This is a genomic window from Pelobacter seleniigenes DSM 18267 (genome assembly GCF_000711225.1).
Lineage (GTDB): Bacteria > Desulfobacterota > Desulfuromonadia > Desulfuromonadales > Geopsychrobacteraceae > Seleniibacterium > Seleniibacterium seleniigenes.
The window spans coordinates 1,397,913-1,419,413 of record NZ_JOMG01000002.1 but is presented as its reverse complement, the minus strand read 5'-3'; the positions used below and the strand labels follow the sequence as shown (position 1 = coordinate 1,419,413).

At 55.4% G+C, this 21,501-nt stretch carries 17 protein-coding genes; 5 read left to right on the top strand and 12 right to left on the bottom strand.

Annotated elements, in window-relative coordinates; translation table 11 throughout:
- Positions 1 to 22: 22 nt before the first annotated feature.
- Positions 23 to 1,759: a cation:proton antiporter domain-containing protein gene (locus tag N909_RS0109205; protein ID WP_029914302.1), complete on the bottom strand. Its 1,737-nt coding sequence runs from the start codon at positions 1,757 to 1,759 to the stop codon at positions 23 to 25.
- 237 nt (positions 1,760 to 1,996) lie between these two features.
- Between N909_RS0109205 and N909_RS0109200 the strand changes: the two genes are divergently transcribed.
- Together N909_RS0109200 and N909_RS0109195 are read left to right on the top strand one after the other, a co-directional pair.
- Positions 1,997 to 2,752: an MBL fold metallo-hydrolase gene (locus N909_RS0109200; protein ID WP_029914300.1), complete on the top strand. Its 756-nt coding sequence runs from the start codon at positions 1,997 to 1,999 to the stop codon at positions 2,750 to 2,752.
- A 111-nt stretch (positions 2,753 to 2,863) separates the two neighbouring features.
- A complete protein-coding gene (locus N909_RS0109195) occupies positions 2,864 to 4,150 on the top strand; it encodes a diadenylate cyclase (protein ID WP_029914298.1) in 1,287 nt (428 codons plus the stop codon).
- A gap of 17 nt (positions 4,151 to 4,167) precedes the next feature.
- Here N909_RS0109195 and N909_RS0109190 read toward each other — a convergent pair whose 3' ends face one another.
- Positions 4,168 to 5,049 carry a LysR substrate-binding domain-containing protein gene (locus N909_RS0109190; protein WP_029914296.1) on the bottom strand — a complete coding sequence of 294 codons (882 nt, stop codon included), beginning with the start codon at positions 5,047 to 5,049 and terminating at the stop codon, positions 4,168 to 4,170.
- A 184-nt stretch (positions 5,050 to 5,233) separates the two neighbouring features.
- Between N909_RS0109190 and N909_RS0109185 the strand changes: the two genes are divergently transcribed.
- The gene (locus tag N909_RS0109185; RefSeq protein WP_029914295.1) at positions 5,234 to 5,503 is read left to right on the top strand and encodes a DUF1127 domain-containing protein; all 270 of its coding nucleotides are present in this window, start codon (positions 5,234 to 5,236) and stop codon (positions 5,501 to 5,503) included.
- A 216-nt stretch (positions 5,504 to 5,719) separates the two neighbouring features.
- On the opposite strand, the gene N909_RS0109180 is transcribed toward N909_RS0109185, so the two are convergent.
- The 5 genes from N909_RS0109180 to N909_RS0109155 form a co-directional block, all read right to left on the bottom strand.
- A complete protein-coding gene (locus N909_RS0109180) occupies positions 5,720 to 6,817 on the bottom strand; it encodes an HD domain-containing phosphohydrolase (RefSeq protein WP_051689639.1) in 1,098 nt (365 codons plus the stop codon).
- Positions 6,807 to 9,230: a cache domain-containing protein gene (locus N909_RS24555; RefSeq protein ID WP_051689638.1), complete on the bottom strand. Its 2,424-nt coding sequence runs from the start codon at positions 9,228 to 9,230 to the stop codon at positions 6,807 to 6,809. The genes N909_RS0109180 and N909_RS24555 overlap by 11 nt, the downstream gene beginning before the upstream one ends.
- A gap of 96 nt (positions 9,231 to 9,326) precedes the next feature.
- Positions 9,327 to 11,813: a PAS domain-containing hybrid sensor histidine kinase/response regulator gene (locus N909_RS24550; RefSeq protein WP_051689637.1), complete on the bottom strand. Its 2,487-nt coding sequence runs from the start codon at positions 11,811 to 11,813 to the stop codon at positions 9,327 to 9,329.
- A 428-nt stretch (positions 11,814 to 12,241) separates the two neighbouring features.
- Positions 12,242 to 12,472 (bottom strand): hypothetical protein, encoded by a 231-nt coding sequence (locus N909_RS0109160; protein WP_029914286.1) that lies wholly within the window; start codon positions 12,470 to 12,472, stop codon positions 12,242 to 12,244.
- Between the two features lie 105 nt (positions 12,473 to 12,577).
- Positions 12,578 to 12,802, bottom strand: coding sequence for a hypothetical protein (locus N909_RS0109155; protein WP_029914285.1), 225 nt, complete (start codon positions 12,800 to 12,802; stop codon positions 12,578 to 12,580).
- Positions 12,803 to 13,224: 422 nt separating this feature from the next.
- Between N909_RS0109155 and N909_RS0109150 the strand changes: the two genes are divergently transcribed.
- Both N909_RS0109150 and N909_RS0109145 read left to right on the top strand, forming a co-directional pair.
- Positions 13,225 to 13,728 (top strand): MgtC/SapB family protein, encoded by a 504-nt coding sequence (locus N909_RS0109150; RefSeq protein WP_029914284.1) that lies wholly within the window; start codon positions 13,225 to 13,227, stop codon positions 13,726 to 13,728.
- 252 nt (positions 13,729 to 13,980) lie between these two features.
- The gene (locus tag N909_RS0109145) at positions 13,981 to 14,508 is read left to right on the top strand and encodes a TrmH family RNA methyltransferase (RefSeq protein WP_036683039.1); all 528 of its coding nucleotides are present in this window, start codon (positions 13,981 to 13,983) and stop codon (positions 14,506 to 14,508) included.
- A gap of 3 nt (positions 14,509 to 14,511) precedes the next feature.
- On the opposite strand, the gene N909_RS0109140 is transcribed toward N909_RS0109145, so the two are convergent.
- The 5 genes from N909_RS0109140 to N909_RS0109120 all read right to left on the bottom strand — a co-directional run bounded on the left by N909_RS0109140 (position 14,512) and on the right by N909_RS0109120 (position 21,467).
- Complete coding sequence (locus N909_RS0109140; RefSeq protein ID WP_029914282.1) at positions 14,512 to 16,128, bottom strand: B12-binding domain-containing radical SAM protein; 1,617 nt, start codon at positions 16,126 to 16,128, stop codon at positions 14,512 to 14,514.
- Positions 16,129 to 16,337: 209 nt separating this feature from the next.
- A complete protein-coding gene (locus N909_RS0109135; RefSeq protein ID WP_051689636.1) occupies positions 16,338 to 17,393 on the bottom strand; it encodes a histone deacetylase family protein in 1,056 nt (351 codons plus the stop codon).
- Positions 17,390 to 17,944 carry a GNAT family N-acetyltransferase gene (locus N909_RS0109130; RefSeq protein WP_029914278.1) on the bottom strand — a complete coding sequence of 185 codons (555 nt, stop codon included), beginning with the start codon at positions 17,942 to 17,944 and terminating at the stop codon, positions 17,390 to 17,392. The genes N909_RS0109135 and N909_RS0109130 overlap by 4 nt, the downstream gene beginning before the upstream one ends.
- Positions 17,941 to 18,378: a YkgJ family cysteine cluster protein gene (locus tag N909_RS0109125; protein ID WP_029914276.1), complete on the bottom strand. Its 438-nt coding sequence runs from the start codon at positions 18,376 to 18,378 to the stop codon at positions 17,941 to 17,943. The genes N909_RS0109130 and N909_RS0109125 overlap by 4 nt, the downstream gene beginning before the upstream one ends.
- Entirely contained in the window at positions 18,378 to 21,467 is a 3,090-nt protein-coding gene (locus tag N909_RS0109120; RefSeq protein WP_051689635.1) for a methyl-accepting chemotaxis protein, read from the bottom strand. Before N909_RS0109120 ends, N909_RS0109125 begins: the two co-directional genes overlap by 1 nt.
- Positions 21,468 to 21,501: the final 34 nt, after the last annotated feature.

Sequence of the window (21,501 nt, the reverse complement as noted above, 5' to 3'; positions counted from 1 at the left end):
GGCGGTCAATAGCCGCCCTTTTTTATTGATCCGGGCCGAGCCGGCGGAAGGCGGCAAGGACATCGTTCTGGCTGAGAATTCCGAGCAGCTTCTGCGGCTGAGCCGGGTCGACCACCGGGAAATAACTGATGTCGCGTTTTTTCTGCAGGAGCTTCAGCGCTTCGCGGAGCGGCGTTTCCGGAGGAATGGCACTGATCTGGGAGGTCACCAGATCGCGTGCAACCAGCAGCCCGGCCAGGGACTGGTCAAACAGCAGGTTGCGGATTTCCGTATAATTGATCATGCCGATAAAGTTATCGTCTGCGTCAACCACCGGAAAACGATCATAGCGACTGTGGGCTATGATTCGCAGCAGCTCTTGAAAGCCGGTCCCGTGATGGATGGTTTCGACGTTGTGGCGCATCACATGTTTGACCAGGATGTCGCCCGGGTCCTGCAGCTTGCGGCCGACCGGCAGACCCAGGTTGGTCCGAAAGTGATTGGCGATATCATGGAGACCTTCCATGCCGCTTTGCGGTGCACGCTTCCGCAACAGCGCGAGCAACGGCACTTCTCCGGCATGCACCAGGCCATGCCGTACGGCCAACGGGCCGATCAGCTCGAAAATAACCACTGAACCAAGAACAATCGTTTCCACCAACCGGCCCCCGTCCGGCCAGAGTTTAGCCAGAGTTCCAGCCAGTCCGATGGCCATACCGGCCTGGGCCAGCAGGGTCATGCCGACCCAGCTCTGTTCGCGCTGGCCGAAGCCGCCGAAGCGGGCTCCAAGCCTGCCTCCCACCAGCTTGCCGGCGGTTCTGGCCAGCACATAGGCGACGCCGAGCAGTCCGATATGGGTCAGGGTTTCGATATGCAGGTTGGCGCCGGCGAGGACGAAAAATACCACGTAAAGGGGATAATCAACTTCGTTAAGGGCCTTTACCAGGCGATGCCAGCGTGGCGAGCTGTCGGCCAGGATAATTCCCAGTACCAGACAGGACAGCAAGGGTTCGAGACCGAGCATCCTGCTGATCACCGCGACGCTGGTGACCCCGCCCAGCAACAGGATCTTATGTTCGCTGGGCAATTCCATGCGGTGGGCCAGTACCGAAAGCAGCAGCCCGGCCAACCCGCCCAGCAGGACCGGAACCAGCAACTGATAGAGAACCGACAGCAACCCGCCCCCGGGGGCGACCAGCAGCTGGACGGCAATGGAAAAAACAAAGACTGAAAACAGATTGTTCAGGCCGACCAGGGTCAGCACCGCGCTGGTGATGGGACCTTCCGCTTCGTATTCCCGGACCACCATCAGAGTCGCGGCCGGCGCAGTAGCGATGCTGATGGTGCCGGTGAAGATGGCAAACAGCAGAGAGGACTGGGTCAGGCTCAAGCCGACAACGCTATGGCGGACGAGCCATTCGCTGACGAAAAAGACCGCAGTCCCGACCAGCAGTCCGGTCATGACCGATTCCGTGAAGGAAAAAATGAAGATGCGCTGTTTCCAGCGGCGCAGGTTTTCCGAGCGCAACTGGCTACCGATATTCATCAGGATCAGCGCCAGGGCAATGTCGGAAACCAGTTTCATTTCCTTGAGTGCAGCCTGGGTGACCAGAGGGGGGATATGGATCAATTCGGCAAAGGATGGGCCAACCAGCAGCCCGGCGAGCAGATAGCCGGTGACCCGCGGGATACGGCAGAGCATGGCCAAGCGCCCCCCGGCCAGGGCGCTGATCAGAATGACGGCAATAGCGGTGAAGATGGGCATGGTCCCGGTCTGCATATTCCTCCTGGCAGAGTGGTAAAAAGTCCATCCTGGCACTTTTTCAGGCTAACAAGGGCCACGGTTATTGATCGTTCAGTCCCCGGTTCTGCAAAGAGTTTGGTTGATTCCCCCGTGGCCGGGGTACCTGAACAGGATAGCGGCAACAATGCTAAAATACCACGAAAAGGGGTGATTCTGTTGCTCAAGAACAGATAAAGTTATGATTTAATTGCTTGTCAGAAAAGGAGGATCGGGATGCCGTCGAGCGCAAGACAGGTCAGGGTTAGCTGCCTGGGGACAGGCGATGCCTTCAGCAGCGGCGGACGTTTGCAAAGCGGTTTTCATGTGACCGATGGACAGCACTGTGTGTTGATCGATTGCGGGTGCAGCGTTCTTGGCGGGCTGCATCGGGCCGGATTAAGTGCAGCGGATATTGACCTGGTGGTCATCAGTCATCTGCATGGTGATCATTTCGGGGGGATTCCGTTTTTATTGCTGGACGGGAAATATGCCGCCAAAAGGACCAAGCCATTGACGCTGGTCGGCCCGCCGGGGCTTGGCGAGGCCGTCGATACCCTGGCCGGAGTGCTTTATCCGGGAACTCTGCAGGATGACCTTGGTTTTACGGTCGAGGTGCAGGAACTTGAGGCCGACCGCCCCCTGCACCAACCCGGTCTGCTGCTGACCTGCAGCAAGGTGTGCCATGGCCGCAGTGACAACTGTTTCGGATTGCGCCTGGAACTCGGCGCCAGGATCATCGCTTATACGGGGGATACCGAATGGACCGAAACGCTCATTCCCTTAAGCCAGGGCGCAGACCTGCTGATCGCCGAATGCTGCGCCTTTGATAACCCTCTCCCTGGGCATCTGGATTATCAAACCTTGGTCAGGCAACATAAACGCTTGGGGTGTCGGCGGTTGGTGCTGACTCATTTAGGCCCGCAGATGCTGACCCGCCTGGATGAGCTTGAGCTGGAGGCCTTGGCCGACGGCACGGAGATTATGCTATAGCTGCGCCGGTGTTATGAAGGGTTTGCTGGTTTTTTAAGAAAAAATCCTAACCTGTAATAAAAACAAAGCTTTCCACTTGAACCTTAGCACTCTTTAAGGCAAGCTAGGATTATGCCGAAATCAGCCTTCAGCGCCATTGAAAACAATCTCTCCGCCTTCCTCGGCGGAGCCAAAGTCACTCTCACCGAGAGCGAGCGGAACGAAACTGCGTCAGCTGCGGACGAGGCGGATGACATTGTCGTCGACCTTGAAATAGAGACGATCGCCTATCAGTTTCGAGCGCGGCGGAAGGAGTTGAGTTTTACCGAGACGGAAAGAAACTTCATGGCAGAATTGCTGAGGGCCTTTGAAGGGCTGTTTGCCGGGTTTTCTGCCAAAGGGCTCGCAGCCCATTTTCGCACCGCGCTGCTAACTTCGCTGACCGACATCGCTGTGGCTCGCTATATCCGTGGCGACCGCAAAGGGGTGTTCTGGCCGGTGCAGAGCCTGCTTCAGCTGCTCAAAGGATTGTCCTACCAGCGTTACGAGGGGGTTCCGGCCACGACCGGGTTTCTGATCTATCGGACCCAGCTCGACGATTTTCTGGCCGCTTTGGAAAAGACCCGTTATGACTGGATCGATCTGGGCGAAGACCGCCGCCGGATCACGGCGGATTTTTTTCGCAATCCCCTCTCCTATCGCTTTGTCGACGGTCGCCAGGCCCTGTTCGTCGGCGATATCCGCATGAATATCAAAGGGACCATGCGCACCAGCGCGCCGGGGCCGAGCGACGATATCGAACAGCTTGCCAATCGGGAAACCGTTTCCCTGCTTGGCAAGGCCGGAGACGGCGCCTTTGTGATTTATGTCAACAAATCCTCCGAGGTCGAGGTCGTCCTCGACAGTGACAAGCTGCTGCTGTGGCGGAAAGGCTACTGGGGGATTTACGATCCGGATATCATGCGCCAGTTTCTGCATGGAAAACTGGAGAAACGTTCCATCGATCATCTGGTCTGGTCTATTTATGCGCTGTCCAAGGCACGCCACGGTACCGTGGTTCTGGTGGCTGACGATGACACCGATCTGGACGCCTTGCGCAAAGGCTCGGTGGGCGGGCGCGATCCGTTGAGCAGGGCTTTGATACGGCATGTCCGTGGCCGCAAAATCGGCGCACTCAAACGCTCCGGCGAGTTGAGCCGCATCCTCTCTTCCGATGGCCTGACCGTGATCAATCGCAAAGGTGAGCTGGTCGATACCGGGGTGATCATCGATACCTCCCAGGTCAGTGACCTGATCACCGGGGGCGGCCGGACCACCGCCGCCTCGGCCGCCTCCCACTTTGGCCGGGTGGTCAAAGTGTCTGAAGACGGCCCGGTCGAATTCTATCGTCAGGGGCAGAGCATCTACAAATTCGGTTAAGCGCTGTCTAAAGCCCTTCAGACCAAGGACAATTCGTCCTGGCAACAGTCGAATGTATCCACAAAATGAGCACTCAACGCTTCAATCAGTTCCTGGTTGCCCTGGGAACTTTTTTGCAGGACCAACGAGGTCTGGGGCAGGTCCGGAAAGCCGGCCGTGGCCGGTAGCTGCCGCAATCCCTGGGGCAAGGCGCTCTGGCTGAGAATGGTGATGGCGAGGCCGGCTTTGACCGCCGCCTGCAGGCCGACCAGACTGGAGCTGGTATAGGCGATCCGATAATCGATGCGGGCATGATCCAGCGCGGCGGTTGCCCAGCGTCGCCAACTGCAGGTGCCGGGGAACAGGGCCAGGGGCAAGGGACGCAGCTCATGGGTCAGGTGGCGGGGGGAATGAGCCCAAAAAGTCGGTTCCTGACGCAACAGCAAGGCACCGGTCTGATCAAGATCGGTAATGGCGGTCAAGGCCAGGTCGATCTCACCCTGTTTCAGTTTCTTGAGCAGATCAACACTCGATTCACAAGTGACCTTGACCTGCACCCGCGGATGGGAGCGGGAAAAACGCGCCAGCACTTGCGGGAGAAAGCGCGGAGCGTAGTCGTCCGGCAGGCCGATGTGGATCCAGCCGCTGAGCTCCGGGCGGCGCAGAATCGAAACCACCTCTTCATTCAGCTGCAGGATCCGTCTGGCGTAGTTGGCCAGAACCTGGCCGTCGGCGGTCAGGGTGGTGGTTTTATGCTGCCGGTTAAGCAGTTTTTTCTCCAACAACTCCTCAAGCTTTTTGATCTGCATGCTGATCGCGGACTGGGTGCGATTAACCTGTTCGGCCGCCTGACTGAAACTGCCGTTTTCAGCAATGGCCAGAAATGTTCGTAGCAGCTCGGTCGGAATATTGGTCAGCATAAGCGCTCTACCTCTGATCAAAAATTTTGATAGTTTCTATCAAATCAATTCGTTTGATAAATAGTATTGCCTGACTCATAGTTATTGTCAACCGTTGGTTTCCACTGTTCAGCTAAGTTCGTCGGGATGACCCGGCAACCGCTGGCGTCGGGTTCAAAACGGGATAACTGGAAGGGAGGCAATTATGCGGGACTCGAACAACAGCAACAGTAGTGGTTTTTTCAACTGGTTCAGGCAACTTTTAGAGCGGTCCAGGGAGCGCCGGGAGCGTGCTTTGCACCGTCGTTACCTGCTGGAAATGGATGATCGGCTGCTCAAGGATATCGGGCTCAGTCGGGCGGATGTTCTGCAGCTGACGCGGCGGAACTGGTCCCGGGAGACACCGCGCTTAACAGCAACGCCGCAGCGGTCCGGCAGCTGCCCCAAAAAAGCGCGCTGTTCAGAATGGCACTAGTTTCAGAGGAGATGGCAGCAAAACCGGGACTGTCCCGGGTCTTTGCGGTGCTAACCGCTACAGCTTTCATGGCACGCAAACTCTTGGGACAGCCCCCGATGACCCTGGGGACAGTCCCGAGTTTACTGCAAAGTTGCTTAAACTAGCGCCATTCCGCGCAGTCCCTCACAACCGCTGGGCTGAGTGAGGGCTGGCAGGTTGTTTGAAAACGGCCGGCTAAACCACAGCCTCCGGCTGAAGGTACGTCCTGAGGATATCTTCAACCTCATTGATGTGGGCGGCCAGGATGGTCACCAACCCGGGTTCGAAAAAGCTGGCCGAGTTGGCCAGAATGTAGTCCAGAGTCTCTTCACGGCTCCAGGCATCCTTATAGTGACGTTTCTGACGGAGAGCATCGTAGTTATCTGCCAGGCAGGTAATGCGGCCGAAAATATGGATTTCCTCTCCCTTCAAGCCCAGCGGATAGCCGCTTCCATCCCAGCGCTCGTGATGCTGCCGGGCAATGATCGCGCCAGCCTTGATAATCGGTTGAGTGGAGTTGTCAAGCATCCGGAAGCCGATGGTGGTGTGGGTCTTGATCAGCTCAAACTCCTCGGCAGAGAGTTTGCCCGGCTTGTTGAGAACGGCATCCGGAATGCCAATTTTGCCGACGTCATGAAGAGGAGAGGCCATCCGTAGCAGCTCGGCCTGTTCTACGTCTAGGCCGTAGGCCAAGGCAAGCAGCCGGGAAATGTCCGCAACCCGGCGCACATGGTTACCGGTTTCTTTGGAACGGGTTTCAATGACGTCGCTGAGTTTGGAGACCAGTTCCTTCTGGGTGTCCATCAGTTGCAGGTTAAGGATCTTGACAGCACCGGTTTTCTGCTCCACCAGTTGCTCCAGATGCTCCTGATACAACCGGTTCTGACGGAGCAAAGAGGCTTTCTCCTGGAGCAGTTTGATCTTGTGCAGCAGGACATCCAGATCATTCAACGGTTTGGAAATAAAGTCCCAGGCTCCTTCGGAGATGGTCTGCATCGCTTCGCTGATCAGACCCACTCCGGAAATGATCAGTTTGGGGATTTCCGGATGACTGGCAGCGATGCTGGTCAGCATGGTATGCCCCGACATCACCGGCATATGCAGGTCAAGGATGACCAAGTCGGGCGGGGCCGCGTGAAAGGCTTCAAGGCCATCACGGCCGTTATGGGCAAGGGTGACCTGATAACCGTAGTCTTCGAAAAAGGCCCGCAGATTCTCACAAATAGCGACTTCATCGTCGACCAGGAGGATTTTCTGAACCTGATAATCCTCTAACCAATGATCATTGGGCATCTTCATTCTCCCTGGGCAGGAAAATGCTGAAGGTGGTGCCTTGGCCGACTTCCGAATGAATCAGGAACTGGCCTTTGTGGCGTTTGACAACGATGAAATAAGCTACGGACAGACCCAACCCGGAGCCGATTCCGACCTCCTTGGTGGTGAAAAACGGCTCCAGAATCCTGGATTTGATGTGATCGGGAATGCCCGGCCCGTTATCACTGACCTCCAGGCTGATATATTTGCGGTCGGTGGTGGCGACGATCTTTATTTCCGGTTGGAAGTCGGGACGCTTCACTTCGCTCATGGCCTGGCCGGCGTTTTTGAACAGGTTGAAAAAGACCTGCTCGATTTCCATCCGGTTGATAATGACCTGTGGCAGCTCTGCAGGGAACGAGGTGCTAATGCGAATGTTCCTGAAATTGTATTTTTTCTTGAGGTCATAGTCGTTTTTTGCCAATTCAAGGGCGCTTAGCACGGTTTGCTCCAGGGAGCAAATCTCTCTCTCGGAGGCCGACGAAGAGGTGAAATTGAGCATGTTCTGCACAATTTCGGCGCTCCGTTCAACGGCCTGACCGATATTTTGGAGAAAAGAGTAGATTCCCCGCTGCTCCAGATAGTCCTGGAGTCTGGTCAGGTCGATCTCCAGTTGAGCGGCAATCTCCCGGTTGGCCGGTAACGAGGGCGACAGCCTGCGCTGGGCGTTCTGGGCCGCCTGACTGATAATGCTGAGGGGGTTGTTGATCTCATGGGCCATCCCGGCGGCGAGGCCGCCAACGGAGAGCATTTTCTCGGTCTGTACCATCATCTCTTCAATGCGGACCTGTTCGGTGATGTCATCGATCCGGATGACGAAGCGCAGCGGAGCCTGGTTGCTGAGCGGATAAGCGGAAATATTGACGCTTCTGAAGTCACCGTTTGAGCGGACCTGAACGCTCTGCTGAAAGTTTTTATGCTGACGACAGGTTTCAAGGATCTCCTCGATATGCTGACCGAGATACGGGAGCAGCCGGTCAATTTTCTCTCCACTGGCCCGGTCCTGATCGATCCCGGTATGTTCGGCCGCGTAAGTATTCCACTGGATAACGCCGCCGGACTCATCGACGGCAGCCAGGATCGAAGGCATGGCATCGATGATATTGCGCAGTTGATCACGATATGCAGCAGCCTCCTGCTCGAAATGCCGGCGATCTTCGAGCATCAGATTGGCGGCCCCGGCCAGAGCCCTGAATTCGGCAAAGTTTGCCTCGGTCGGATCAAGGGGGGCGGGATCGTGCGAGGCGCGGTTGAAAAAGTTCTGAAATTTGTTGAAGCAGGCTGTCACATCCTTGCCGAGTCGGCGGGAAACATACCCGCCGATCACCAGGAACAGACAGAGCAGAACAACAATAACCGCCATTTTTAAATTCATGTCAGTCTGTTGAGCCTTCAACATCTGGGCTGTTTCGGCATCGAGGTCGGCAACGAAGTTTCCCGTGCCGATATACCATTGCCAGTCAGGAATTCCGGCAACATAGCTGATTTTCGGTTCTGCGCGCTCACCCTTGAGGGGGGGCATGACATAATTGAGGTAGCCGCCCCCGGCTTTGGCCAGCTTGATGAATTCCTGGACAATTTTCAGACCGTTTTGGTCCGTTGCATCGTACATATTCCGGTCTTTTGCGGGATAGGTCAGGCTGACTCCGGCAAAGTTGGTGATGAAAATGTAGCTACCGTCAGCGAAGCGGATTTTTTCGATGCGTTCAACCAGGTTGTTCTGCAGTGCGGTTTCTGCATCAGTCAATAAATCACCCGAGCCGATAATCCAGTCGAGGGGGGCAAAATATTTGACATAGGAGATCTTGTGAGCCTGGCGATGGGGCGGCTGCGGCGCGGTCCAGGTGTATTCATAGAGTCCCTCGCCCTGTTCACGGACCTTTTGCAGCAGCTCCGCTAACGGCTGGTCGGTCAGCATCTGCAATGCGGTTGCATTCTGTCCTTCCCGGTTCGGGTCCGGTGGGTAAAGTTCCACCGTGCCATCCCGGCGGAGGGCAAAAAAGTACCCTCGTCCCTGGTTATAACGAGCGTCCCTTAACGCTGCTTTGACCAGTTCTTCAATTTGCACCCTGGGGAGGCTATCTTTGGCCTGGTGATAAATACCTGCTACGACGCTATAGGCGCCGTTGGTTCGCGCCCGCAAATGGGCGATGTTCTGCTGTTGAAACTGGGCGCGCTCCTGTTCGATCAGGTTCAGGACGCTCTGCACCCGTTCCTTCTGGATCTCCATCTGCCGCGCTCTGGCCTGTTCGCGGAAAAAATGTTTTTCGGTCCTCAGTTGATGATAGCCGGAGGCAAACCAAAGCAGACCGATGGTCAGAATGGAAACAATGATGCTAAGGAGCAGGCGGACATAGATACTTCTGGTCAAACTGGTGTTGGCTCGTGGCATGATCGCACCTTGCTGTTGTTATCAATTTTTTCACTCTTCCTAAGAGGCATCGGCTCCCCAGGGTCAACCAGCTCTGAGACAGGCAATCGTCGGCGGCTACGCGTTCATGGATTTTTTCTGAGCCTGATCCAGAACGGTCCTGACTGTTTGTAAAAAGTCCATCATCTCCAAGGGCTTCATGCAATAAGCGCTAACCCCAATGAGTTTTGCGTCCTGCTCGGAAATCTTGCTGCTATAGCCGGTGCAGAGGATCGTCGGCAGGTTTGGGCGGATCTTCAAAGCTTCTTGAATCAATTCGAAACCGGTCAAGCCGGGCATGGTCTGATCGGTAATCAGGAGATCAAACGTGGTCGGGGCACTGCAAAATAACTGTAGCGCCCGGCGACTGTCGGTTGAGGTTGACACCCGATAGCCCATATCGGACAGCATGACTTCACTGAGCTCTGTCAGCATGGCATCGTCATCGACAAATAGAATATGCTCGATTCCCCCCGGCATGTGTTCTTCCGGCGGAGCTGTCAGTTGATCCTGCTGCTTGGTGAGGAGCGGGAAATAAAGCTCAAAAGTGGTCCCGGTGGAAAGGTTGCTGTTGACCTTGGTAAAGCCGCTATGCTGGTCAATAATACCCTGAACCGTGGCAAGACCCATCCCCGTACCCTGATCGATGCTTTTGGTGGTGAAAAACGGGTCGAAAATTTTATCCAGAATATCGCTGCTCATGCCACAGCCGGTGTCGGTGACACTGAGCCGGGCGTACTGTCCCGGAGGGCTTGCGGCCTGGAGTGGGATCTGTTGCTGACTCATGTCCAGACAATCGAGGCTGATGGTCAGGTCACCTTTTTCATTCATGGCATGGACCGCATTATTACACAGGTTGACGATCGCTTCCTGAATCCGCGCCGAATCGGCCATGATCACTACCGGCTGCGCTGGTGGCCGGTAAATCAGGTTGACGCTCGAAGGGATGGTCGACTTCATCAGCATGATCGTCTGTTCGACAATCATGGCCAATTGTGAGGGCACCTGTTCGTGAGTCTCTTGCCGGCTGTAAGTGAGGATCTGTCTGACCAGGCTGCGGGTATGCAGGAGCGCCGTTTTGGCATTGTCGAGGAACTTTCCGGCTTCTTCAGGCACGGTCAGTTTCTTGGCGGCCAACTCGACGTTGCCAAGGACGATACCCAGGCTGTTGTTGAAATTGTGGGCCATGCCCCCGGCCAGCAGGCCGACCGCTTCCATTTTGTATTTCTGTCGCAACTGTTCTTCCAGCTGCCGCCGGGTCTGTTCCGCAGCTTTACGCTCCCTGATGTCTCGGGCGGTGGACAGGTAGTATTTTTCACCCTGATATTTGACAATTGTCGCGCTGACTTCAACGGGGATTCTTTCGCCACTTTTGGCAATATGGACCGACTCAAACATGCCATGGCCGTCTTTGAGAATTTTGTTAAGAGTATTGGAAGTTTTATGTTCTTCAATGATCTCCTGAATGGCTAAGTCTTCCATTGTCATGTTCAGAAACTCCTCACGGGAGTAGCCGTAGCGGTCGAGGGCGGCATTGTTGATCTCAGAAAATCTGGCATAGCCGGAGGGCAGGATTTTATGCAGGATGATGGCATCCTTCTGGTTGTTGAGCAGTGCTTTGAATTTTTTTTCGCTCTCCTGCAGCCGGGTTAAGGCCTCGTGCTGGTCGGTCACATCGACAATCAGGCTGATCATGCCGACATAATTGTCCGCAGGGTCGTACAGGCCGGTTGCCGAAACATCGCCCCAGAACAGGCTGCCGTCCTTGCGGAGATAGCGGCGGGTGGAGCGGAAAGTTCTGACCGAACCTGCTTTTAGCTGCTGCTCATGGGTTTGTCGTTCCAACAGGTCGTCCGGGTGAATGATATCCTGCGGCTTGAGGCGCAGCAGTTCGGAGCGGGGATAGCCGAGCATCTCAATCCAGCGTTGATTGACGTCCAGATAGTTATTGTCGATGTCCCGGCGCACCATGCCGACCAGTTCATTGTCAAAGAAGGCCTGCAGGGACTGGCGTTGCTTTTCCAATTCTGCAGAGCGTTTGCTGATCAGGTCTTCCTGGGCTTCAAAATGCAGGGAGCTGCGCAGTGCCAGACCGACCACCTGGGAGATGGACTTGAAAATATTACCGAGATTCTCCGCCTGTTGCCGATCCGGCAGATCGAACAAAAGCAGTCCGCCGATCCGAACCCCGGCCGCAGCCAGGGGGATTGCCATACTTAACCCGGCTCCCAGCTGTTGGAGCGGTGCCGTTGCCGGGGTGTCCTGTTCGGGGGAAAGGACTTGAATCTCTTCATTGTGGTGAAGACAACTGATCAATTGAAACAGTGCCTGATTTTCGACCACTCCGCCGTTATGTTGCGGGGTGATGGCGAGAACCCGGTGCTCATGCCCATGAGCCGGGTCCAGGCAAGCAATGATGGCAACCCCTTGCGCCCCGCTTAAACGCTGAAATTCCCGTGCGGCAAAATCTGGAAACTGTTCCGGCTGATCAACCTTTTCCAGGAGCTTTTCCAGAAAGGAAAACGCCTTGGAATGAAACGCTGTCTGGTCGAGAGGTTGTGACATGCCAGCCTTTCAAGTCGGTAGTGGGTTAATAAGATCCGGGATCTTAACCGCAAGATCCCCGGTGGATTTCACGCATGGGGAGGGGCGAACCGAATGGCTTAGGCTCGTCCTGAGGCAATCTTCGCAAACATGAAAGGATTTTATCATAACTCAGGGGGGGATTTCTTCAGAAAATCCGCACTACCAGACCACCTTTTTAAGGCCGGCCGGACGTGGACAATGTTTGCCACGCTCTCCGGACAGGCCTTCCGGTCATCAGGAGGAAGGAATCTGTTTTATGAGGAGCTGTTTCGGAAGCTGCTGATTATTCAGGTCGAACGGAAATCTGAAGGGTTGGTCAGACACAATTCCGGTAACAATGCACCCGTGAAAACACCGGGTTTTCATCGCCAGATGTTTTCACGGGGGTGAAACCGTTGCCGAAAAGTTTATTTCCTGCTGCTGACAGGGACCGCTTTATAGTTTCTGCCCTGGCTGACAGCCTTGGTCATGCCGAATAAAGCGAGTAAGGCAGGAATCAATTGGGCGACGATGATCAATGCACAGAAGCCGACGAAGAGCAGAACCAGCAGGCCGCTGGTATAGGTTTTGGTGGTATCGACGGCAAAGGCGGGCACGGCGGCAAGAGACAGGCACAGGGTGGCAACAAAAGCTTTCATGGTGTTCTCCTTATACAAAACTGGTCGTGATGCGCGTTAGCGGCAGTTGGCAAAATTCTCATCAGCCTGCGGACCAGGCGGGCCGCAGGCCGGGTAAAATTCAGTTTAATAGCTGGAGATCTCTTTCCGATCCCGACCAAAGATCCCTCTGAGCATCCCGAACAGCATCAGAACAGCCGGAACCAGTTGAAAGACAACGATCAGAGTAAAGAAGCCGATAAACAATGAGAGCAGCAGGCTCCCTTCCCCGGCACCGGTCGAGCCGGCAGCAAGAGCGGAAGAAGAGAATGCGATCAGGGCGATCAGCGTATTGCGTAATGTTCTTTTCATGGTGTCCTCCTATATGCAACTGTGTGTGGTGGGTCTGTTATTCTGTTTGACCATAGATAGAGCAGAGAATGTGCCAAGTTTTGGAATGATTTTTGTCAATACATATAACTGACTGAAATTAATTGAGAAAATAGATTTCACGCGAAGATAAAAAGCGCTGATGCAGATTTTCAGACGTATGAAAGGAACATACAGGCCAGTGGCTGCAAATCCGCAGAAATCCAGAAGATGTTTCTTAATTACCTGAATATATTGTGAATAATTTTTTAAGGCCAAGTGTATGTATGAATCGATGAGGTGAATACTTTCTCTATGCGTTGGCGGCGTTGGGCAAGGCTAGCGGTAATGGTTTCAGTTGCTTCTCGCCGCGGCTCAGGCATAATAAACCCTTTTCCCGGACAAAACCTTGGATTCGGAGGGCTATGGTGGAGCAGAATTTGTGGTTAAGCATCGCGCCGTTGGAATGGACGGGGTTGCTGAGCGGGCTGCTCTGCGGCGCCATCGTCGGCATTGAGCGTCAGCTTTGCGGCAAACCGGTGGGGATGAGGACCAGCGCCCTGATCTGTATCGGCGCTTATATCTTTGTCGCCCTGGCGAATAGCGTTGCCGATACTGGAACAGATAATTCCCGAATCATCGGCCAGCTGGTCACCGGGATCGGTTTTCTTGGCGCCGGGGTCATGATGGCGCGTGACGGGATGGTGGTTGGAGTGACGTCCGCCGCGGCTATCTGGGTGCTGGCGGCCATTGGCGCGGTCCTCGGCTGTGGTTACTATCTCAGTGGCGTCAAGCTGGCTTTGCTGACGGTCAGCGTGCTGGTAGGAGTCAACCTGCTGGAGGGGACCTTTAAATTTTTCCAGCGGGGCGTTCATCAGAAATACACGGAAGTGACCAAACAGCGTCAGCGCCGTGCCGACGATAGCTAGTTGGCATCCGGAGTTTCCGGATGCCAACGCATAAGTTTTCAGATTGGAAACGAGCAATTTTTCGTTGTGGCTAGGAAATCAAGGACTTATGTGGAGGAGTAGTTCTTTACGCCGCACAAATAAGCCCGCAGATTGACACCGCCATGGCGGAAAAGGGCCTTTTCCGAATGATAACTAGCTAAGCGCCTGAAACAGAGTGCCTTTTTTGTGCTCTTTGTCGACTTCCGCAACCCTTGCCAGGAGCACTGAACCATGAACCGTCATGAACGCAACGCCTTACTGCGCTATGAGAAAGAACGGCGCAAAAATATCCTGGCCCGACCGGGTCACCACGAGTTTGTGCTGATTCTGGATCAGCTTAAGCCCGGCTTTAATGTCCCGAAGATTTTTCGCAGTGCCGAAGCCTTCGGGGCTGCAGCTGTGCATCTGATCAATATCGGCCCCTTTGATCCGGCTCCGGCCAAGGGGTCTTTCCGTAAGGTTCCGGCCCTGTTTCATGAGGATTTCGCCAAATGTCACCAGCTGTTGAGCCAGCAGGGATACAGTTTTTTTCAGCTCAACCCCGCTGCGGGAGAAAACCTGTGCAACATCCCTTTGCCGGCGAAAAGCGCCTTTATTCTTGGGCATGAAGAGTTCGGTTGCAGTTTCGACCCCGCCAGTTATCCGGATATCCGCAGTATCGCCATTCCACAGTTCGGCACTGTCCAGAGTCTCAATGTCAGTATCGCTTCGTCCATTGTCATGTATGAATATGTCAGCCAACGGCTCAGGGAAGTCTAAATTTTAATCTCGCTCTGGTGAGACGCAGCCAAAAAAGACCGCATGGTTTGAGGTGAACAAGGGCGGAGTCCGGTTGACGATGGTGCGGATTGCGGCTGAGCCGAGCAAGCGGTGCTCCAGGAAACGGCGGGCGCTGCCGCGATCCCAGTTATTGGCAGAGCTGAAATGCTGATAAAGGCCGAGAGGGCTGGCTGCGGGCAACGGTTCGGTCGCAACAATGCCATACTGTTCCGGGTTATCGAGCAGGCCTGAGGCGCGCGGCAGGTTCATGATCGACAGGTTGAGAAAACTGATCTTTGCGGCATGCTCTTCCAGGAACTGCAGCGTCAGTTCGGCGTCCGCCTCAGTCTCCCCTGGGGTGCCGAGCATGATATAGACAAAGCTGCTGATACCGGCCGCCGCCAGGTTGTGCAGGATCTTCGCCGCCCCTTCCAGGCGGACCCCCTTGCCCAGCCGATCAAGAACCTGCTGCGAACCGGATTCCAGGCCCAGCTGCAACATCCGGCAGCCGCTTCTGGCCAGCCGGCGCACAAATTCTTCGTCCTCGAGGATTTTTTCGAAACGAACGAACCCGAACCAGTTCAGTCCCGCCAATTCTGCGTTACGCTCGGCCAGCTCTTTAAGGATGTTCACCGGCACCGCATTGTCGGTCAGCTGGATATGACTGACTCCATATTCCGTAGCCAGTTGGCGCATTAAACCAGGCAGCCGGGCCGGCTGAGAGGTCTTGTAGGGATGGACCGGCGCCGCCGCTTCCGGGCAGAACAAACAGCCCTGCCAATAGCAACCGCGCGAGGCGGTCAGCGGGAGAATCGGTTGCGGAGAGAGATATTCGCCGAGTCTGGCGAAGCTGAAGTCGGGGATAAAGCCGATGCTGTCCGCATCCGCCAGGGTATAGTCGGCAGGGGCTTCCCCTTTCCCCAGCGCAGTCAGCACCGCTTCCCCCGGGCCGAAGATCAGCCGATCAAAAGGGGGCAGGTGCAGCTTGAGCTGACGGAGCGGTGCCTGCCAGGAGGTGACCAGGCCGCCGCCGGCCACCAGCTGTACGTCGGGCAGCGCCCGGCGCAGCAATCCGGCCAGTTCAAACGCGGGCAGCGCCTGGTGCACATAGTTGATGGACAGGGCAATCATGCGTGGTTGCGCGGCGCTGATTTGCGGCACCAGTTGCTCCTGGAAATAAGCCGCAAACAGGGTGCGGACTTCTCCACTGGCAACCCGCGCCAGGTCCTCCGGGGCGAAAACGGACAATTCGGCATGCTGATAGTCGCCCAAAGTCAGTCGTTCAGCACCGTCGCCACTGTTCCAGACCGCCAATAACCGGTTGAGATAGCGAACCGCGGTGTTATAGCGGGCAAAATTGTGACCGGCTGCAGCCGAGCGCAGCAGTTGCAAAGATGCGGTCCGATGCTTCAGGGCTCGCTGCAGGCTGGTCTCATAGGTGGCTCCGGCCCGTTCAGCCAGGCGTTCACCGTCCAGCAGATAAAGATATGCCGCCAGATTGGCGTCGATGGCCGCGGTTGTCAGCCCCTCTTGTTTCAGGTGCGCCAGCAAGACAGCCAACGCCAGGGGAGGCTCAGCGGGTTTGAGGGCCGGCGGCTGCACGAGCAGGATATCGGTCATGAGTCTGTTTCCTTGCCAAGCCAGCTGTAGCGGCGGCGACTGACTGGTTCGATCTGGTGCGGGGCGCGGGGCTGAGATCTGGAGCCCGGGCTATCCATACCACAAAATGAGCCCTGGCCCAAGGTGGACTCTTGCGTCGGTCGATTCAGCGGGGTGACGGCCTTTTCCGAGCAGATTTGGCGTTGGCTCAGGCAGGTGGTGACAAAGGGCTAAAAAATAGCCGTATTCAGGCCCCATTTCTGAATGAGTTCATGCGGCCATTCCCGCTTGATGAGTTGGATCACCCGCGGGGCATGCAGAAAACCCTGTGCCGCAGGCGGTTCTCCCAGCGCGCGCAAGGTGGCGCAGGCGGCCGCGGAGAGGGAATTAATTTCATAGCCGCCTTCCAGGACGAACAGCAGCCGCGAGTCGCTGTTGCTGGCGAAGTATTGCAGGGCACGAGTCATGGCGTAATAACCCTCGGTAGAGAGGCAGGTCTGGCTGATGGGGTCCTCGGCATGAGCATCGTAGCCGGCTGAAACCAGGATAGCTTGCGGCAGGTAGTTTTCAATGACGTTTTGGACAATCGTGCCGAACAGACAGCTGTACTCGGCATCGCCGAATTGTGCCGGAACCGGAATATTGATGTTGTAACCGCGCCCTTCGCCCTGCCCGATCTCTGTTGCTTGGCCTGAAAAAGGGAAGATGTTGTTCTGGTGAATGGACAGGGTCAACACTTTGTCGGTCTGAAAAAAGATGTCCTGGGTGCCATTTCCGTGATGGACATCGAAGTCGATGATCAGAATCCGACTTAAGCCGTGACGATCAATGAGATGTTGCGCGGTAAGCGCGATATTATTGAAGATGCAGAACCCCATCCCCCGGCCAATTTCCGCATGGTGGCCCGGTGGGCGCACCAGGGCGAAGCCGGTATCAACCTCCCTGCTCAGCACCGCATCGGCCAGCGCCAGACAGCCGCCGGCGGCAAGCCGGGCGATATAGGGGGATTCCGGAGTCAGGTAGGTGTCGACATCATAACTGTAGGGGTCGGGTTTGACCGCGTGAGCCAAAACCTGCTTCAGATAATGTTCGGAATGAACCCGGAAGATCTGTTCGTCGGATACGGCCTGCACGGGAAAACGGATCAAGCCGGCCAGGCGGGGATCCTGCTCGATGTCGTGATACAGTTTGCGCAGCCGTTCCGGACACTCTTTGGAGGATTTCTCAATCTTGTGCTCGAAAAAGCAGGAATCCTGAATAACCCCGACTTGTACTGCCTTGTTCATAGATATTCCGAAAAATATCGCCTGTACTCGGTTCGGGTCAGACGATAGCGGCGCCCCTGGCGCTGGACTTTATGGTCTTCATAGCTTTGCAGGTCAACCAGGGTAAAGCGCAGCTTGGTCAGGCAGCGTTGCTCGGGGATATTGTCAATGTCGGTAAACATTTCTACAGCCAGATAGGGTTGCTGGGTAAACAGATAATGGATCAGTCCGAGCTGGGCTTCGGTTCCATAGCCTTTGCCGCGGCAATCGGGTTCAGCGATCTTCAGGGCAACCATGGCGGTCTGATGATCATTCTGCTTCTGCCAATAACGGATCGTTCCCAGCGGTTTTTGGGTTTCTCGCTCCGCAATGAGCAAAGTTTTGGACTGCTCGTTCCAGTAGGAATTCTTCTCCCAGCTGTCAAAGCAGTCCTGAAGGGAAAGGTTCTCCGGGGTTAGATACTTTCCATAGGCTGCTGGTGAACAGCTCCAGGCAGAGATCAGGCGCAGGTCTTTTTCCTCGATCTTTCGGAGACACAGCCGCTTGGTGAAGAGATGCTTGCCAAGCATCATTCCGCCTTCATCGGCCTGCCAAAGCGGTCTTGACCGAGCAGATATATCGCATCATTGAACATCAGCTGCTCCATGGAGTGGTCCGCGAGGGAACAGCGAAATCCCCGGCATGAGCGGGGCCGGTGGTGATAGATTTTGCAACGGTAGGTGCCGTTGAATTTCTGCAAAAAAATGCAGCCATTACTATCCGGGTGGATCATGTAAACAGCTTTTTTCCCGCGGGCCTCTTCGACCAATTGGGCCATGGTTTTTTCCCGCAGCTCGTTGAGGCTGACCATGGCCCCGACCTCAGCGCCCAGAGCCTTGAGCCGGTCTATTTCATCCGGCTCAAGGAGGACTTTCTGGTAGGTTTTGCAACAGGTTCCGCATTGCCGACACTCATTGAACAGGGTGTTGAGATTTTCCGGCGCAAGAGTGAAGTCATCTGGGCTCATCAGGATTCCGCCAATTTTTTAACCGCGACCAGCAATTTCTCCGAAGCTGCTGACAAGGATTCCATGGAATCGCCGGTCTCTTTGGCTTTGTTGCCCACCGCTTCGGTCTGGGCACGATTTTCGTTGGAATTGATCACCACCACATCCAGTTTCTGGACGACTTCTTCCCCTTCGTTGACCAGACCTTCCGCCTTTTCGTAAAGGTTGGCGACCGAGGTGGAGATCGTGGTAATTCCGCTGGTGATCTCATCAAGGGATTCGAGAGCCCGATTAATGACGCCCGTCCCTTCATCAAGCATGTTTTTGCCCACTTGCATGGAGCTGACCGTGTCCTTGGAGTCTTTTTCGATCTTTTTGACGATGTTGGAAATATCGACGGCCGAACGGGAGCTGTTTTCGGCCAGCTTGCGAACTTCGTCGGCGACGACGGCAAAACCGCGGCCGGCGTCGCCGGCCCGGGCGGCTTCAATCGCGGCATTGAACGCGAGCAGGTTGGTCTGAGAGGCGATTTCCTTGATGATATCGACGAAACTGCTGATTTTTTCGAGTTCGTTAATCAGCCCGTCGACCATCTCATTGTTTTTCAGCATCGACTTGCTGATTTCGACCAATTTTCCGCCGGCTTCACTGCCCGCATGCTTGCCCGCTTTCGCATTTTCACCGACCTGTTCCGTCAGCGTGGCGGCCTGTTTGGAAAAGTCCAGCATCTGCTTGGAACTCTGCTGCATCCCGCCGACCTTCTCCGTGGTCGCGGCGAGCAGACTGACCCCTTCATTTAGGCTTTCATTGATATGAATAACTGATGCGATGACGCTGTCCATATTGGCCTTGGCCTGTTCCACCACGGTTGCTGTCTCCGTACAGGTGGTGGCGATAATCCCTTCAACTTCCACCTCCGAGCTGATGTCCTGAGCGTATTCGAGGGCGCCCTTGATATTCCCTTTGGCATCCTTGATCGGCACACTCGACACATAGAGGCTACCGCGTTTGGCATTGGGGGCCGCTTTGGCCTTGGTGGCGTGCATCTGATCCGAACGCATGGCAATCGCGCAGCCACAGCGGTCGGTGTTGCAGTTTTCGGTTTTGAACAGGTTGTAACATTTGCTGCCGATGCACTCATCCACCGGTTTGCCCACCAGTTTGGCCCCGGCCGGGTTGATGAAGGTAATGTTGAAGTCGGTATCGACCGACATGATCGAGGCCGGAATGGCATTCAGGTTGGCGATTTTTTCCGCTGCTTCCTGTTTCTGTTTGCGCTCTTCCGTGACGTCGAGAATGTACTCGAGGACCCCTTTGATGTTCCCCTTGGCATCCTTGATGGGGGAGCCGGTGTATTTGATCGGTACGATCACCCCGTCGGCCGGGCGGGCAATGGTCTCTTCCGTCACCACGGAATCGGTCTTCATGGCCTGGGCGCAGGCACATTTTTCCGTTTTACAATGGGGGGTGTTGAACAAATCGAAACATTTCAGCCCGATACACTCATCCGGGGTCTTGCCGGCAACGGCGGCCCCGGCAGGATTCATGAAAGTAATGGTAAAATCGGTATCGATGGCCATGATCGGGGTCGGGATGGTGTTAAGATTGTTGATCTTCTCATCCGCAGCCTGCTTCTGTTTCTGCTCTTCGGTGACGTCGAGAATGTATTCCAATGCGCCCTTGATGTTGCCTTTGGCATCCTTGATCGGCGAGCCGGTGTACTTGATCGGCACGATCACCCCGTCGGCCGGGCGGGCGATGGTTTGGGCGGTGACCACGGCGTCGGTCTTCATAGCCTGACCACAGGCGCACTTTTCCGTTTTACAGTGGGGGGTGTTGAATAGATCGAAACATTTCAGGCCGACGCATTCGTCCGGGGTCTTGCCGGCCACGGCGGCTCCGGCCGGATTCATGAACGTAATGGTAAAATCGGTATCGATAGCCATGATTGGGGTCGGGATGGTGTTAAGATTGTTGATCTTCTCATCCGCAGCCTGTTTCTGTTTCTGCTCTTCCGTCACATCGAGAATGTATTCGAGGGCGCCTTTAATGTTCCCTTTGGCGTCCTTGATGGGGGAGCCGGTGTACTTGATCGGCACGATCACCCCGGCAGCCGGGCGGGCGATGGTCTGGGCGGTGACCACGGCGTCGGTCTTCATCGCTTGACCACAGGCGCATTTTTCCGTTTTGCAGTGGGGGGTGTTGAACAGGTCGAAACATTTCAGGCCGACGCATTCATCCGGGGTCTTGCCGGCAACGGCGGCCCCGGCAGGATTCATGAAAGTAATGGTAAAAGCGGTATCGATGGCCATGATCGGGGTCGGGATGGTATTGAGATTGTTGATCTTCTCATCCGCGGCCTGCTTCTGCTGGCGCTCTTCGGTAACATCAAGGATATATTCAAGCGCCCCTTTGATGTTCCCCTTACCGTCTTTCAGTGCCGAACCGGTGTACTTGATCGGCATGACCACTCCGGAGGCCGGGCGGGCAATTGTTTCTGCGCTGACCACGGAATCAGTCTTCATGGCCCGGGCACAGGCGCACTTTTCGGTTTTGCAGTGCGGCGTATTGAATAGGTCGTAACATTTGCTGCCGAGGCATTCATCAGGCATCTTCCCGGTGATCTTGGCTCCGGCCGGGTTGATATAGGTAATATTGAACAGGGTGTCGATTTCCATAATCGGTGTCGGAATGTTATCCAGATTACCTTTGGCCTGCTGATAATTGTTACGCGTGGCCACCTGTTCGGAAATATCCAGCAGGGTGATGACCGTGCTCTCAATGGTTTTGCCGGTCAGGTGCGGGGTCGCGCTGTAACGGAGGTGGATGATCTCGTCACCACGGCGGTGAAAGACCTGCTCGGTCACGGTTTTCTTCAACCGCGCCGATTTTGCCACCGGACAATCCTTGGTCCCGCTCAAGTTGGTCGCACAGGCTTCTTCGTACATCATTTTGCCGACCACCTGTTGCTTTGTCAGCTTGAACATATCCAGGAACAGCTCGTTGGCCAACTCGATAATTCCATCCGCATTGAGTACGGCGGCGGGTACATCATAGTTGTCGAGGTAGGAAAATCTTGTTAAGTCTAAGCCGTCTACTGCTGTATTCATGATGTGTTCCTTATGTGCTAAAGGTGATCGGGAG

Coding starts and splice junctions, on each gene's coding strand:
- N909_RS0109135 (WP_051689636.1), bottom strand. CDS start 17,393: ATGAACAAGGCAGTACAAGTCGGGGTTATTCAGGATTCCTGCTTTTTC.
- N909_RS0109130 (WP_029914278.1), bottom strand. CDS start 17,944: ATGATGCTTGGCAAGCATCTCTTCACCAAGCGGCTGTGTCTCCGAAAG.
- N909_RS0109205 (WP_029914302.1), bottom strand. CDS start 1,759: ATGCAGACCGGGACCATGCCCATCTTCACCGCTATTGCCGTCATTCTG.
- N909_RS0109155 (WP_029914285.1), bottom strand. CDS start 12,802: ATGAAAAGAACATTACGCAATACGCTGATCGCCCTGATCGCATTCTCT.
- N909_RS0109190 (WP_029914296.1), bottom strand. CDS start 5,049: ATGCTGACCAATATTCCGACCGAGCTGCTACGAACATTTCTGGCCATT.
- N909_RS0109195 (WP_029914298.1), top strand. CDS start 2,864: ATGCCGAAATCAGCCTTCAGCGCCATTGAAAACAATCTCTCCGCCTTC.
- N909_RS0109125 (WP_029914276.1), bottom strand. CDS start 18,378: ATGAGCCCAGATGACTTCACTCTTGCGCCGGAAAATCTCAACACCCTG.
- N909_RS24550 (WP_051689637.1), bottom strand. CDS start 11,813: ATGTCACAACCTCTCGACCAGACAGCGTTTCATTCCAAGGCGTTTTCC.
- N909_RS0109200 (WP_029914300.1), top strand. CDS start 1,997: ATGCCGTCGAGCGCAAGACAGGTCAGGGTTAGCTGCCTGGGGACAGGC.
- N909_RS24555 (WP_051689638.1), bottom strand. CDS start 9,230: ATGCCACGAGCCAACACCAGTTTGACCAGAAGTATCTATGTCCGCCTG.
- N909_RS0109150 (WP_029914284.1), top strand. CDS start 13,225: ATGGTGGAGCAGAATTTGTGGTTAAGCATCGCGCCGTTGGAATGGACG.
- N909_RS0109140 (WP_029914282.1), bottom strand. CDS start 16,128: ATGACCGATATCCTGCTCGTGCAGCCGCCGGCCCTCAAACCCGCTGAG.
- N909_RS0109185 (WP_029914295.1), top strand. CDS start 5,234: ATGCGGGACTCGAACAACAGCAACAGTAGTGGTTTTTTCAACTGGTTC.
- N909_RS0109160 (WP_029914286.1), bottom strand. CDS start 12,472: ATGAAAGCTTTTGTTGCCACCCTGTGCCTGTCTCTTGCCGCCGTGCCC.
- N909_RS0109145 (WP_036683039.1), top strand. CDS start 13,981: ATGAACCGTCATGAACGCAACGCCTTACTGCGCTATGAGAAAGAACGG.
- N909_RS0109120 (WP_051689635.1), bottom strand. CDS start 21,467: ATGAATACAGCAGTAGACGGCTTAGACTTAACAAGATTTTCCTACCTC.
- N909_RS0109180 (WP_051689639.1), bottom strand. CDS start 6,817: ATGCCCAATGATCATTGGTTAGAGGATTATCAGGTTCAGAAAATCCTC.